Genomic DNA, 13,159 nt, shown 5'->3' with positions numbered 1-13,159 from the left:
CACTCCTTGCTGGTACGGGTGTTCCTGTCGTTGCGCTCGGTTCAGGCGGCCTGGGCGGCGCGGAGTCGTACGAGGGCCTGCTCCGGGGTGCCGTGGGCGAGGATCATCGCGTGCACCCAGCGTTCGACGCCGAAGGCGACGCAGGCGCTGTACGCGGGTCCCTCGGCGCCCGCCCGGATGTCCAGCCGCTCGCCGAAGAAGTTGCGGTGCCGGTTCACGGAGGCGATGGCCGTGCCGTCCGGGGCGCTGAACTCGTGCTTGACCGGGTCGAGCGCCATGAGGCGGGCGCGGGAGCCGCCCCGGTCGTAGAACGGGTCGTCGGCCGTGGCGCGGGTCAGGTCGAGACCCAGGAGCCCGGCCACTTCCTGAACGAACTCCGCGCCCTTCTCCAGGTGTTCGACCGCACCCTGCTTGGTACCGAGGTACAGGACTTCCCGCATGTGGAAGCCCCACAGGCGTCGCAGCCCGTCGTAGTGGGTCTCGTTGCGGAAGCAGCGGCCGGTGGCGGAGAGCCGCAGCCCGTCCTCGCCGACGTCCCGGCCCTCCAGGGAGAGCAGCAGGCCGTAGCAGGTGGCGGAGGGCAGCAGGTGCCCGGTCGGCCGGAGCGGCAGCTCTCCCGGATTCTCGCCGGCCGCCAGGCCGTCGAGCGCCTCGGGGGTGAACCGCCCTGCGGAGACACCGAGATGGGGGAAGTTGCGGAAGTAGTCCAGCCGGGCCAGGCCCTCCACGGACAGCAGCGGCGGACCGACCACCTCGGGGGCGGAGAGGCGCGCGGCCAGACCGGTCAGCAGGGCGTCGAGGCCGTGCAGCAGGGCGGTGTGGACCGGGTCCAGCGTGAGCAGACCCGGACCCGGGCTCCTCAGGCCGCCGTCCGGCAGGGCTGTGCTGCTGCTTGTACTCATGGAACCGCTCCCTCTCAGCGTGGGCGAACAGTCGGGGGCGTCGGCAGGCGGGCAGGACGCATCTCCACGACGTGACGGTGGCGGCGCTGACGGCGCTGTCGCGACGGTCCGTACGTCCGGGGAATGGACCCTAGGCCAGCCCTTCGCGACTTGTCTAGACCAAAGTCGGCGGGCCGGTGCACGTCGTCAAGAGTTCGTTTTGATCTTCCGGACAAGTCAACTGTGCATATCAAGCCGACACTTGACAGCAGCTATGGTCTAAACCAATGCTGCTGCGTAATCGGCAGCGCCCGTCCTCGGCCCTGACTCCCGTTTTGGAGGGACCACATGACGACCCCCGCTCCCCACGGCCGCTCGCGCCGTCCCCGGCTGCACCGGGCGGCGTCGGACCTTCCGTACTTCAGCGCGGACGGCGAGTCCTATCTGGCCCAGACCACCCTGCGGGAGCTGAAGAAGTCCCGCCCCCTGCGGGTGCTGTCCGAGGAGGACTTCGCCCACTGGCAGACGTACGGATACGTCATCGTCCGGGAGGCCATCGCGGCGGCGGACGCCAGGCGGCTCCTCGACTTCACCTGGGACTTCCAAGGGCTGGACCCGGACCGGCCGGACAGCTGGTACGAGGACCGGCCGTTCCGCTCCGAGCTGGACCAACAGCTGCACGTGTACGGCTTCGTCGAGGCGTACCACCACCAACTGCTCTGGAACAGCCGCCAGTCCCAGCGCGTGTACGACGCCTTCGTCGACGTGTGGGACTGCGAGGAGCTGTGGGTCACCCTGGACCGGCTCAACCTCAACCCGCCCAACGTCGGGAACCGTGACCGCGCCCTGATCGAGCCCACCGACCGGGGCTTCGACATCGAGTTGCACTGGGACATCGACACCACGCTCGGCGTCCCGCCGCAACGGGTGCAGGGGATCATCGCGCTCAACGACACCCGGCCCGAGACCGGCGGGTTCCAGTGCGACCCGGAGCTCTTCCGGCGGTTCGAGGAGTGGAGGATCGCCCAGCCGGCCGGCCGGGACCCCCTCCGTCCCGCCGTGGACCGGACCGAGTTCCCCGTCGAGCGGCCCGAACTCCACCCCGGCGACCTGCTGATCTGGAACGGCCTCCTCGCCCACGGCGTGGCGCGCAACGCCTCCGAGAACGGGGTGCGGGCGGTCCAGTACCTGTCGATGATGCCGGCGCTCGAGGAGCACGAGAGGCTGCGGCGCTCCCGTGTCGAATCCTGGCGGCACCTGCGGACCCCGCGCTGGAACCGCACGCTCGTCGGCGATCCGGTGCTGCACGAGTCCAAGCGCTACCCCACGGCCGAACTGACCGGGCTCGGCAGCCGCCTCCTCGGTCTCACCTCGTGGCACGACACGGCAGCGGACCGTCAGAGCGGAGAACCGGCGTGCGCCGTGTCTGTCTGACCCTCCCCACCAACCGGGCCTGCTCCGGAACCCTCAGGGCCGTCGCCGAGGAGGCCGCCTACGGCGCCCGCCGGTTCGGCGTCGAGGTGCACCTCCTGGTCCTGGACTCCTCCGAGGCACCGGTGCTCGCCGAACACCGCGAGACGGTGGACGGTCTGCCCCCGGCGCCCGGCGTGGTCGTCCACCACCTCGACGAGACCGAGCAGCGGACCTTCCTGCGGGAGGTGATCACGCGGTCCGGCGTCGCCGCACCCGACCGGGTGCTCGACCTGATGCTGCCGTCCCGTGTGTCCTACGGTGCCTGCACCAACCGCGCCTTCCTGATCGCCGAGGCCCTGGGCTGCGCGTCGGTCCACCGCCGGGACTCCGACAGCCGCTACCAGATCCACTCCGAGGGCCCGGATGGCGGCGAACCGGTCTTCCCGATCCACCACGAGCTGACGTCCCTGGGGCGGCGGGCCGCCGACGTGGCCGGGCTCGTGTCGCGGAGCAGGCTCGATCCCGCGTGCGCGGACCGGCCGGTGGCCATGGTCGGCGGCTCCTTCGTCGGCGAGATGTCCGTGGACGTCGCGGAGATCCGCCGGCTCGATCCCGCCGTCTACGACGACGTCGTCGGCCTGTCGGTCCCCGACGGCCATCCGGAGATCTGGCGCAGGCACCTCATCGCGGAGTCGTTCCGCGGAGCCGGGACCACCCCCTTCACGAGCGACCTCACCACGCTCACCCGCGTCAGCCCCACGCGTGTCGACATGTGCAACATCGGCTTCACCCGCGAGGTCTACGGCCGGGTGCCGCTGCCTCCCGCCACCGACACCATCGGCAGCGACTACTTCCTCATCCACCTCGTCCACGACGCCCGGCTGCCCGCGGTCCTGCACAACCGCCACATCATCAACTTCCATACGAACGAGCGTCGTTCCGACGCGGGCTTCCTCGCCTACCAGCGGCGGCTCGCGAAGTTCCTCCTCTCGACGCCGTACTTCAGCGCCGTGTACGAGCAGATGGCGGCCGCCGGAGCGGAGTTGCTCGACGCCGACGGCCACGTCCACGCGTCCGCCGTCGCCGGGTTCGTCAGGGACAGCACCCGGCTGGACCGCGTCGAGAGCGCCGAGCGACTCGACGTCATCGACCGCTCGTTCCGCAAGCTCGGCGGCCGCTACGCCGGAGCCGCCGACGTCCTCGCCGCCGAGCGCGAGCGACTCCTCGACGAGGCCCGCGCCGACATGGAGGAATTCGCCCTCCTCATCGACGCCTGGGGCCCGCTGACCGACTCCACGAAGTCCGTGAAAGGCATCACATGGTGAGCGAGCGAGAGACCTCGCGGCTCAAGGAGAGGCACGCCCGAGCCCGTACCGTCACCGTCGCGTACGCGGGCGGCGAGGAGCGCCGGGGCCCCGTCACGATGGGGCAGGCCAACATGATCCGCTGCATCCTGCGGGACGAGCCCGCGCACATCAACATCCACGATGTGTGGCCGACGCCCGCCGGGACCGGGATGGACGCGGCCGTCGACGCCCTGCGCGCCCTCGCGGTCCGGCACGAGGCGCTGCGCACCACGTTCCCCCACGCCCCGGGCTCCGCCCCTCGCGAGCAAGTCGTCTCCGCCGCGGGCACGTTCACGGTCACCGTCCTCGACCACGACGAACTCCCCGGCGAACCCGCCCGATACGCCGAGTCGTTGGCGCGCGACGCCCGTGACGAGCGTTTCCACCTGGACCGGGACTTCCCCCTCCGGGTGTCCCTGGTCGCCGTCGACGGCGCGCCGGTGTTCGCCGCGCTCGCGGCCAGCCACGCGGTCACGGACATCAGCGCGCTCGCCGTCCTCAAGGAGGAATGGCTCGCCCTGCTGGCCGGCGACACGCTCCCTCCGCTGACGGCGCTCACGCCACTCGGCCTCGCCGCCGAGGAGGCGGCCCCGGCCGGGCTCCGTAAGTCCGCGGCGTCGCTGGGGTACTGGGAGCGGATCATCCGCACCGGACCGCAGGCCATGTTCGCGGAACCGGGCGCCGAGGGCACCGAGGTCCGCGCGCCGCAGCTCACGCTCCGGTCGCGGCGCGGCGCCCGCGCCCTGGCCCTCGTGGCGGAGCGCACCGGCGGCCTGCCGTCGACGGTGCTGCTCACGGCCTGGTGCGCGCTCCTCGCGCACCGTACGGACCAGCCGGCCTGCGTGACCGCCGTCCCGACCTCCAACCGGTACGAGCCCCGCCTGGCCCGCTCGGTGAACACCCTGTCCCAGGACGCCCTGCTCTGCCTCGACGTCCGGGTCCCCTCCTTCGACGTCCTCCTCGGCAAGGCCTGGGGAGCCGCGCTCAACGCCTACCGGCACAGCCGGTTCGACGCCGTGAGCCTGTGGGAGATGATCGGCAGGGCGACCTTCGAGCGCGGCAGCCGGTTCACCCGCGATGTGGCCTTCAACGACGTGAGCACCCTGCCCACCGCGCTGCCCTCCACGCTCCCTTCCGCCCACGGCCCCTCCTCCCCCGGCGACGGTGCCGTCATCGGCCCTGAGCTGGAGCTCAGTTGGGGCGAGGACCAGGTGCTGCCGACCCGCGTCCTGACCTTCGTCCACGAGACGGACCCCCTGCTACGCCTCGGCATGTGGGCGGACCCCGCGCTGTTCACCCGGGAGCAGGCGGAGGGCTTCCTCCTCGGCCTGGTGCGTCTCCTGGAGGCGGCCGCCACCGGGGACGTACCGCTGGACGCGCTCACCGAGGTGACGGGGGTCCGGCCGGTCGAGCGCGGCGCGGACTGGGAGCGGGTGGACGGCTCCTGGGTCTCGCCGCCCGCCGTGGCGGAGGCCCTGAGCCGGGCCCTCGACGGCGTACCCGTACACGTCACGACGGATCCCCCGCGCGCCGGCGGATCGCCCGAGGAAGACACCGGGCGGGGCCTCACCGCGTACATCGCCTCCGGGGGCGCGCCCCTGACTCCCGCGGGCGCCCACGCCGCGTTCATGGACGTCCTCCCCGGCCGTCCCGGGCTGCTGGCTCCCCGCCGGTACGTGATCGTCCAGGGCCCGCCGGCGGAGACCGACCGGAGCGGCGCCTGGCTCCGGCAGCAGATTCTCTCGGAAGGGACCGGCCGGGAACCGGCGGATGCGACATGACGATGGATACCGATGGTGTGACCGTCCGGCAGAAGCCGGACCCGCTTCCCAGCCCGTGGCGGTCGAGCCGCTTCCGGCTGTTCTTCACGGCCCGCAGCGCGTCGCTGCTCGCCGACGGCATGCTGATGGTCTCGCTCACGACCGCCGTCCTCGGTGCGGGCTACGGGGCCAGCGGCGTCGGTTACGCGCTGGCCGCGTGGATGGCGCCGATCGTCCTGCTGGTCCTCGTCGGCGGCGTCCTCGCCGACCGGTTCACCCCGCAGGTGATGATGGTCGGGGCCGACGTGGTGCGCCTGGTCGCCATGCTCGCGCTCGCGGCGCTCCTCGCCGCGGGCGGGGTGCGGCTCTGGCACATCATGGCGCTGCTCGCGCTCAGCGGCGCCGCGACGGCCATGTTCCAGCCCGGCCTGGCGAGCATGGTCCCCCAGGTCGCCGAGGACATCCAGCGGGCCAACGCGCTCCTGCGGATCTCCGAGGCGATCTGCACCCTGCTCGGCCCCGGTCTCGCGGGCCTCCTCGTCGCCTACTGGGACGTGGCGGGATCCTTCCTGGTCATCGCGGCGGCCTACGCGCTCAGCGCGCTGGGGCTCGCGCCCCTGCGGAAGCTGAGCACCGCCAAGGACGACAGTGCCGACCCGCTGTGGCAGCGGCTGGCCACGGGCTGGCACGAGTTCCGGTCCCGGTCCTGGCTGTGGGGCGTCATCGCCGTCTGGGCGGTCTACGGCCTGTTCGTCTTCGGCCCGGCCCTGCCGCTGGGCGCCGCGCTGCTCACCGAACAGCACGGGGCGAGCGGCTACGGCTGGATCGCCTCGGCCGACGGGGCCGGCACGATCGTCGGCGGTCTGCTCGGCATGCGCGTCAAGCCCCGCCGCCCGCTCGTCGCGGGCGCCCTCGCCATGCTCTTCTTCTCGCTCAACCCCTTGGCTCCCGCTCTCGGCTGGTCGTTCACGCTCACGGCGGTCACCGGCGTCGTGGCCGGCTGCGGCTTCGCCTTCTGGGGAGTCATGTGGGCGACCAGTGTGCAGTCCCACATCCCGCTGGCCGTCCTCAGCCGCGTCTCCGCCTACGACATCGCCGGCTCCATCATGGTGATCCCGCTGGGGCGGGCACTGGCCGGGCCGGCGGCGGAGACCTTCGGTGCCGACCGGGTGCTGCTCTTCTCCGCCGTGACGGGTGTCGTGTTCCTCGGCGTCATGCTCTGCGTCCCGGCCGTCCGCGCGCTCGGCCGAGCCCCGGAGGATGACGGCGCGGCGCACGACGACGGCGGCGGAGGCCGCTGACGTACGCGGCGGGAGGCGGTACGGGGGTCGAGCGGCGGGACCGGGGCGGGTGACGGTGCCGGGGCGGGTGGCGGTACGGGGGCGGGTGCGCACGGGCGGCCCGCCCTCGGCGTTTCGGCCATGCGCGCCTCCGGGCACGGCCCTCCTCCGGCAAGGGTCGGTGTACCCGGCATGCTCGGGTTTTCGCTCTGCCATGCGGATCGCGACACGTCCGAAAGACGCGTGTTCGAAATTGCCGCCGTTTCGTTGAGCCGCATGACATCCGGGCGACACCCGGACGGCTCAGCGACGGAGGACACCATGCATCCCTCCCCCACCCCGCCGACGACACCCACCCCACCGGATCAGGACACCGCCGACGGCGGCCCCTCCGCCTCCGAACGGCTGCTGTTCGGCGGGGAACTCGCGTACGACTTCGGCTGGAGCCAGCACCACGGCGTCTGGCTGAAGCTGAGCCTGCGCGCCATGGCGCTCTCGCTTCCCCGACAGGTCGGGATCGCCGTGCGACTGGCCCGCGAAGCCGACCGCCGGGCTCTGTACACGGTCGTGGCAGCCGAGTTCGGGCGGGGTGTCACCCAGGCGGTGTCGCTGATCGCCGTGAACGCGATCCTGGTCGAGCTCCTCGCCCAGGGCAGCACCGTCGAGCGGCTGCGCTCCGCGCTGCCCTCCCTCGTCGTCGTCGCCGTCCTCGCGGTGCTCGCCTCCGCGGGGAAGTCGGCCTCCGCGGCGGCCACCGGGATCCTGGAGCCCAAGGTGCAACGGGTCGCCACGGAGCGGTACTTGGGCCTGGTCGCCCGGGTCGAGCTGGAGGCCATCGAGGACGACGCCTTCCACAAGCTGATGGACTCCGCCCAGTGGGGTGCGGAGTCGTCGCGCCGGATGGTCGGTTACTGCACGGCCGTGGTCACCTCGGCGATCTCGCTCGTCGCGGCCGCCGGCGTCCTGACCGTCCTGCACCCCTTGCTGCTGCCCCTGCTGATCGCCATGGCGCTGCCGAGCGCGTGGAGTTCGCTGACGATGGCGCGGGCACGGTACGTGAGCTGGCACCGGTTCGTGCAGCACGCGCGGGCCGCGCAGCTGATCAGCCGGCTGCTGATCGACCAGCAGGCGGCGGGAGAGGTCCGGGTCCACGACGTGGGTCCGTTCCTGCTCGAACACTTCCGGGGCATGGCGGAGACCAGCGAGCGGGAGCAGACCCGGCTGGCGTGGATCGGTGCCCGTACGGGACTGACGGCGGACGCGGCGCGCGGGCTGGCCACCGTCGGCACGTACGTCGTGCTCGGGCTGCTCCTGTGGGACGGGCACATGGCGCTCGCCGTCGGCGGCACGGCCGTCCTCGCGATCCGTACGGGTTCGGCGAGCATCACCGATCTGGTGCTGCGGGTCACCGACGTACAGGAGGAGTCGCTGTTCGTGGCCGATCTGGAGACCCTCTGCGAGGAGGCGGTCCGCCGCGAGATCCCCGCCACCGGGGTGGACCTGCCCGAGGAGGTCGACGAGATCCGGTTCGAGAAGGTCACCTTCACCTATCCGGGAGCGGAGAAGCCGTCCCTGAGCGAGGTCGACCTGGTCATCCCCCGGGGCAGGACGGTCGCGTTCGTCGGCAGGAACGGCTCGGGCAAGACCACGGTCACCCGCCTGCTCTGCGGGCTCTACCTCCCGGACGACGGCCGGGTGACCTGGGGCGGGGTCGACACGGCGCGGGCCTGCCGGGCGCAGGTCTTCGACCGTGTCGCGATGGTCGCGCAGAACTTCCATCGCTGGCCCTTCACCGCCCGCGTGAACATCGGCATCGGCCGGCCCGGGGGCCCGCTCGACGACGCGCCGATCGGGGCCGCGGCGGCGTACGCGGGCGCGGACGACGTCGTCAAGGGGCTCCCCCGGGGTCTGGACACGCTCCTGGCGCGCGGCTACCGGGGCGGCCAGGAGATCTCCGGCGGACAGTGGCAGAAGATCGGCCTCGCCCGGGCGCGGTACCGCGACGGCCGGGTCCTGATCGTGGACGAACCGACGAGCGCCCTCGACCCGGCCGCCGAGCAGCGGGTCTTCGACCAGATCCACCGCCTCGCGGGCACCGGCCAGACCACGATCCTGATCACCCACCGTCTGCACAGCGTGGCCCACGCGGACCTCATCTACGTGATGGAGGAGGGCCGGGTCGTGGAGGCCGGGACCTTCGCGGAACTGATGGACCCCGCCACCGGCACGGGTGCCTTCCGCGAGGCGTACGAACTCCAGGCCCGGCAGTTCGTCCGCCCCTCCGTCCCTTCCCAGGGCGGGCGCGCGAGCGCCGAGTCCCCTACGGACACGAGGCCGTGAGGAGGGACGCCACCGCTTCTGCCGTGTCCGGGTGACGGTCAGTGAGAAGCGGGTGGTGCGGGGCTGGGCCCGTCGGGGTCCAGCCCTCCTCGCAGCCCAACAGCTCCGCCACCGCGTCGCAGGTCTCCGGGTGCGCGGGCAGCAGGGCCGCGCCCTGTGGGTGCGGAGGCGGTCCGTCCGTCGACGTCCATGCGTCCGTGCAGCCCAGCAGCTCCGCGAGCGCGTCGCAGGTGTCGGGATGCGCCGGCAGCAGCTTCGCTCCCAGTGGGGTCGTGGAGTGCGGGCGGACGCGGGACGCCGAGGGGGTGGACGGTTGCTGCCGCCACGGCGGGACCCAGGAGTCCAGGGCGGCGAGCCGGGCCGGGAAGATACGGCCCGCCTCGCGGATGAGCAGCGGTGCCAGCTCCGCCGCGTTCGACCGGAGCGTGGTGATGAGCACCGGCAGCCACGGCAGCAGGACGGCGTCCGGCAGCCGCCCGAAGGCGTTCGACACGGCCTCCACCACGACGTCCGCGAGTCCCGGCACCGGTTCGAGCGCGTGGACGAAGCCGCTGAGGTAGCGCGGGTAGGAGGGCACCACCAGGGGGTTGCCGAGGAGCTCGTCGCACCGTGCCCGCAGCTCGGCTCTGGAGAGCGTGCCGAGCTGCACCTGCGCCGCCCACAGCAGTGCCGTCTTCGCCGGGTCCTGCGGGTGCGACTGCGCGACCGACAGTTCGAGCTGCGTCCGGTCACACCCCAGGGAGAGCGCCAGGCTCTCCATGCTGAACAGGAAGCCCAGCATCGCGGCCACCTGCCCGGCCGTCGCCTCCTCGTCCCGGAACGCGGTCGGCAGGAGGGTGCAGTAGTGCGCGTAGCCGGTTCTGACGAAGGACTCGATCCACGGCGGCAGCACCGCTTCGCTCGTCCGGTAGTACGCGAGGAGGCCGCGCACCCGGCGCAGCACCTCCGGTGCCCCGTCCACCGTGCGCTCGGCCGCCAGGACCTCCAGGGCGCGGGTGCCCAGCTCGTCGGCGAGGCGCCGGCCGCCGAGGTACAGCGTCGCGTCCTCGACCGCCGCCAGGACCTGAGCGGTCGTCGTCTGTGGTCCGTACGCGGTGCGCCGCAGGCGCTGCTCCAAGACCTGTTCGAGGCTCACGCCCTCGTATCCGAGCTCGATGAGCGCCCGCTGGTGGGTGCCGAGGGACAGGTCCCACGACTCCTGGATCGACCGCTCGCCGAGCCGCCGCTCTCCCATGATGGGCCGGGCGGCGCCGGGCGGCATCAGGCGGCGCAGCATCCACAGGACGTCGGAGCAGGCCCGGAGGTCCGGCTCGGACGCCATGTCGAGGAGGGCGCGCCGCACGCCGCGCTGCTGGAGGTTCAGCTCCAGCGGTGCCAGCCGGTCGTGCACGTCGCGCGCGAGGGGTGGCAGCGCGTCGTAGCCGACCTGACCGATCCGGTCGCCGCCCATCATGATCTCGACGAGGCGGCGCACGTCCCGGCGCCCCGGCACCGAGTCCTTCTCGATGCAGGTGACGGCCGCGTCCTGGAAGTCGTACGGCGTCGGCTTGGCCCGGTCCCGCATGCCGGCCAGCAGGATCGACGTCTCGAAGACGGCGATCGCGTCGGCGGTCGAGGCCAGGTAGCCGCTGCGGCGGGCCGCCCGGACGATGTCCACGGACCAGCCGAGCAGTTCGGCCTCGTCCAGGGTGTCGACGACCGGCGGCCGGCGCAGGAAGCCGGAGAGCCGGTCGTCCGCGCCCACGGGCACGACGGGCGCGGCGGCCTTCGCCACCGCCTTCGTCGGGGCCGGCTTCTTCGTGCCGGCCTGGCCTTCCAGGCGGTACGGCTTCACCCGGGTGCGCTTGAGGTTCTTCCCCCACTGCGTCGCGGCGATCGACACCGACCCGGGGGCGAGACCGAACTGCGCCTCGATCGCGGAGTGGCTGGACGGGATCAGCCCGTACTGCCAGGTGGTGGCGGTCCGTGGGGAGATCGTGAAGCCGGTGGTGCCGTCGGTACCGGTAGCACCGTTGGTGCCGCTGGTGCCGCTGGTGCCGTCGGTGCCGCTGGTGCCGCTGGTGCCGTCCACGCCGAACTCGTCGACGCGGCTCGCGGCGTGGAAGGCGCCGCACACGTACAGACAGTCCGCCGGGTCGGTGCCGGTCGCGGCCAGGTGCTCCCGCATCCGGGTCCACATGTACCGCTCGCGGTACTCGTCGACGCGGACCCGGTCCCCGTCGCCCGGGGCGAGTCGCCGGAACAGGCTGCCGATGAGGAACATGACCTGGCGGTAGGTGTCGTGGTCGCTGTCGCCGAGCGGTACCTCGACGTACTGGTGCCACCACTCCGACCAGTGGCGGACCTTGCCGTGGCGGAGGAGGTGCTCCTCCAGCTCGGCGAAGCGCGGCCGCAGGTCGCCGATCTCGACGCCGACGGCCTCGCCGTGGAGCGCCGCCTCCGCCTCGGTCTCCGCGGGCTTCGCCCTCGGGGCCGCCGCGCCGGCGGCGTTCTCGTCCGCCCCGTCCGGGTCCCCGGCCCGGTCGTGCCGGGCGTCCCACTGGAAGACGTGGTCGGAGGAGCGGTCGACGAGGACCAGTTCCACGCCGGGGGTGTCGAGGGCGTACGCGATGGCCTGGTACTCGGCGGAGGCCTCGGTGATCGGCGCGACGACGGACAGCGGGGCCCAGTCGGGCGGGAAGCCGTCGATCTCGCTGGCGAACGCCTGCACGGCGACGGGCAGCCGGCAGTTGCGCAGCTCGGTCAGGAGCGGCGCCATGTCCTCGCACAGCTCCAGGTACACGACCTTCGGCTGCTTCTCGCGCAGCCGGCGGGCCATGGCGAGCGCCGACGCGGGCGAGTGGTGGCAGACGGGGAAGATCTCCAGCGGTTCGCCCGCTGCCCGGTCGACGTCGTCGACCATGCCGAGGAGGATGCCTTCCAGGGCGTCCCCTCCACCGGCGAACTCGGTGGCCGCTTCGTGGAGTTGACCCCGCAGTGCGGCGAACGGGGTCTCGGGGGCCGCGCTCATGCCAGCTTGGCGATCGCGTCGCGACCGCCCTCCAGGAACTCGGGCCAGGAGCCGCCTTCCTCCTTGCCGCGCGGCTCGACGACGCCGTGCAGGTACTTGTTGAGGATGGCGAGGTCCTCGGGCTCGCGGCGGGCGAGGGAGCCGACGAGCGAGGCGGCGAGGGTACGGGCGGTCAGGGCGCGCTCACCGAAGAAGTTGCTGTGGAGGACGGCGTCTTCGAGAACGCCGATCTGTTCGGCGGTGGACAGCGCGGACTCCAGCTTCTCGTCGTCGCTGCCCGCCGCCGCGGCGGAGGCGCGGAGATCGGCGAAGCTCTGGAGGAGGACGTCGAGGAGGGTGGGCGGCACGTCCAGGTCGATCTGGTGCCGGCGCAGCAGCTCCTCGGTGCGGAACCGGACGATCTCGGCCTCGCTCTTCTTGTTGGTCACGACCGGGATGCGGACGAAGTTGAAGCGGCGCTTGAGCGCGGAGGACAGGTCGTTGACGCCGCGGTCGCGGCTGTTGGCGGTGGCGATGATGGAGAAGCCCGGCTTCGCGAAGACGATGTTGTCGCCGCCGCCGTCGCTCTCCAGCTCGGGGACGGAGACGTACTTCTCGGAGAGGATCGAGATGAGCGCGTCCTGCACGTCGCTGGTGGAGCGGGTCAGCTCCTCGAAGCGGCCGATGGTGCCGGTCTCCATCGCGGTCATGATCGGCGACGGGATCATCGACTCCCGGGACTGGCCCTTGGCGATGACCATGGAGACGTTCCAGGAGTACTTGATGTGGTCCTCGGTGGTGCCGGCGGTGCCCTGCACCACCAGGGTGGAGTTGCGGCTGATCGCGGCCGAGAGGAGCTCGGCGAGCCAGCTCTTGCCGGTGCCGGGGTCGCCGATGAGCAGCAGGCCCCGGTCGGAGGCGAGGGTGACGATGGAGCGCTCGACGAAGCTGCGGTCGCCGAACCACTTCTGCGTCACCTCCCGGTCAAGGCCGTCGGCGCGCTCGGAGCCGAGGATGAAGAGGCGGACCATCTTCGGGGACAGGCGCCAGGAGAACGGCTTGGGGTTGTCGTCGATCGACTCCAGCCAGTCGAGTTCCTCGGCGTACTTGATCTCGGCGGGAGAACGGAGCAGGTCGGACATGCGAAGGG

8 protein-coding genes are annotated in these 13,159 nt (G+C 72.3%); 5 read left to right on the top strand and 3 right to left on the bottom strand.

Going from position 1 to position 13,159, the window contains the following annotated elements:
• Nucleotides 1-41 precede the first annotated feature (41 nt).
• A complete protein-coding gene (locus ACFWWU_RS18490) occupies nucleotides 42-902 on the bottom strand; it encodes an aminoacyl--tRNA ligase-related protein (RefSeq protein WP_384146287.1) in 861 nt (286 codons plus the stop codon).
• Between the two features lie 327 nt (nucleotides 903-1,229).
• On the opposite strand from ACFWWU_RS18490, the gene ACFWWU_RS18485 reads away from it, so the two are divergent.
• The 5 genes from ACFWWU_RS18485 to ACFWWU_RS18465 all read left to right on the top strand — a co-directional run bounded on the left by ACFWWU_RS18485 (nucleotide 1,230) and on the right by ACFWWU_RS18465 (nucleotide 9,020).
• The gene (locus ACFWWU_RS18485; RefSeq protein ID WP_384146284.1) at nucleotides 1,230-2,315 is read left to right on the top strand and encodes a phytanoyl-CoA dioxygenase family protein; all 1,086 of its coding nucleotides are present in this window, start codon (nucleotides 1,230-1,232) and stop codon (nucleotides 2,313-2,315) included.
• Nucleotides 2,297-3,619 (top strand): DUF6271 family protein, encoded by a 1,323-nt coding sequence (locus ACFWWU_RS18480; RefSeq protein WP_384146281.1) that lies wholly within the window; start codon nucleotides 2,297-2,299, stop codon nucleotides 3,617-3,619. Before ACFWWU_RS18485 ends, ACFWWU_RS18480 begins: the two co-directional genes overlap by 19 nt.
• Complete coding sequence (locus tag ACFWWU_RS18475) at nucleotides 3,613-5,421, top strand: condensation domain-containing protein (protein WP_384146278.1); 1,809 nt, start codon at nucleotides 3,613-3,615, stop codon at nucleotides 5,419-5,421. Before ACFWWU_RS18480 ends, ACFWWU_RS18475 begins: the two co-directional genes overlap by 7 nt.
• A gap of 2 nt (nucleotides 5,422-5,423) precedes the next feature.
• Entirely contained in the window at nucleotides 5,424-6,701 is a 1,278-nt protein-coding gene (locus ACFWWU_RS18470) for an MFS transporter (RefSeq protein WP_384146724.1), read from the top strand.
• A 300-nt stretch (nucleotides 6,702-7,001) separates the two neighbouring features.
• Nucleotides 7,002-9,020 carry an ABC transporter ATP-binding protein gene (locus ACFWWU_RS18465; RefSeq protein ID WP_384146274.1) on the top strand — a complete coding sequence of 673 codons (2,019 nt, stop codon included), beginning with the start codon at nucleotides 7,002-7,004 and terminating at the stop codon, nucleotides 9,018-9,020.
• Here the strand turns inward: ACFWWU_RS18465 and ACFWWU_RS18460 are convergent.
• Both ACFWWU_RS18460 and ACFWWU_RS18455 read right to left on the bottom strand, forming a co-directional pair.
• Entirely contained in the window at nucleotides 9,001-12,030 is a 3,030-nt protein-coding gene (locus ACFWWU_RS18460; RefSeq protein ID WP_384146271.1) for a hypothetical protein, read from the bottom strand. The two genes, ACFWWU_RS18465 and ACFWWU_RS18460, sit on opposite strands and share 20 nt — an antisense overlap.
• Nucleotides 12,027-13,151, bottom strand: coding sequence for an AAA family ATPase (locus tag ACFWWU_RS18455; RefSeq protein WP_384146268.1), 1,125 nt, complete (start codon nucleotides 13,149-13,151; stop codon nucleotides 12,027-12,029). Before ACFWWU_RS18455 ends, ACFWWU_RS18460 begins: the two co-directional genes overlap by 4 nt.
• Nucleotides 13,152-13,159 lie beyond the last annotated feature (8 nt).

Origin of the sequence: Streptomyces sp. NPDC058650 (genome assembly GCF_042717315.1) — a bacterium.
Taxonomy (GTDB): Bacteria; Actinomycetota; Actinomycetes; order Streptomycetales; family Streptomycetaceae; genus Streptomyces.
This window is presented reverse-complemented; position numbering and strand designations above follow the sequence as displayed.

What these genes read in the sequence shown, in the direction of transcription:
- ACFWWU_RS18490 (WP_384146287.1), bottom strand. Translation starts at nt 902, where the DNA reads ATGAGTACAAGCAGCAGCACAGCCCTGCCGGACGGCGGCCTGAGGAGC.
- ACFWWU_RS18485 (WP_384146284.1), top strand. Translation starts at nt 1,230, where the DNA reads ATGACGACCCCCGCTCCCCACGGCCGCTCGCGCCGTCCCCGGCTGCAC.
- ACFWWU_RS18475 (WP_384146278.1), top strand. Translation starts at nt 3,613, where the DNA reads ATGGTGAGCGAGCGAGAGACCTCGCGGCTCAAGGAGAGGCACGCCCGA.
- ACFWWU_RS18470 (WP_384146724.1), top strand. Translation starts at nt 5,424, where the DNA reads ATGGATACCGATGGTGTGACCGTCCGGCAGAAGCCGGACCCGCTTCCC.
- ACFWWU_RS18465 (WP_384146274.1), top strand. Translation starts at nt 7,002, where the DNA reads ATGCATCCCTCCCCCACCCCGCCGACGACACCCACCCCACCGGATCAG.
- ACFWWU_RS18460 (WP_384146271.1), bottom strand. Translation starts at nt 12,030, where the DNA reads ATGAGCGCGGCCCCCGAGACCCCGTTCGCCGCACTGCGGGGTCAACTC.
- ACFWWU_RS18455 (WP_384146268.1), bottom strand. Translation starts at nt 13,151, where the DNA reads ATGTCCGACCTGCTCCGTTCTCCCGCCGAGATCAAGTACGCCGAGGAA.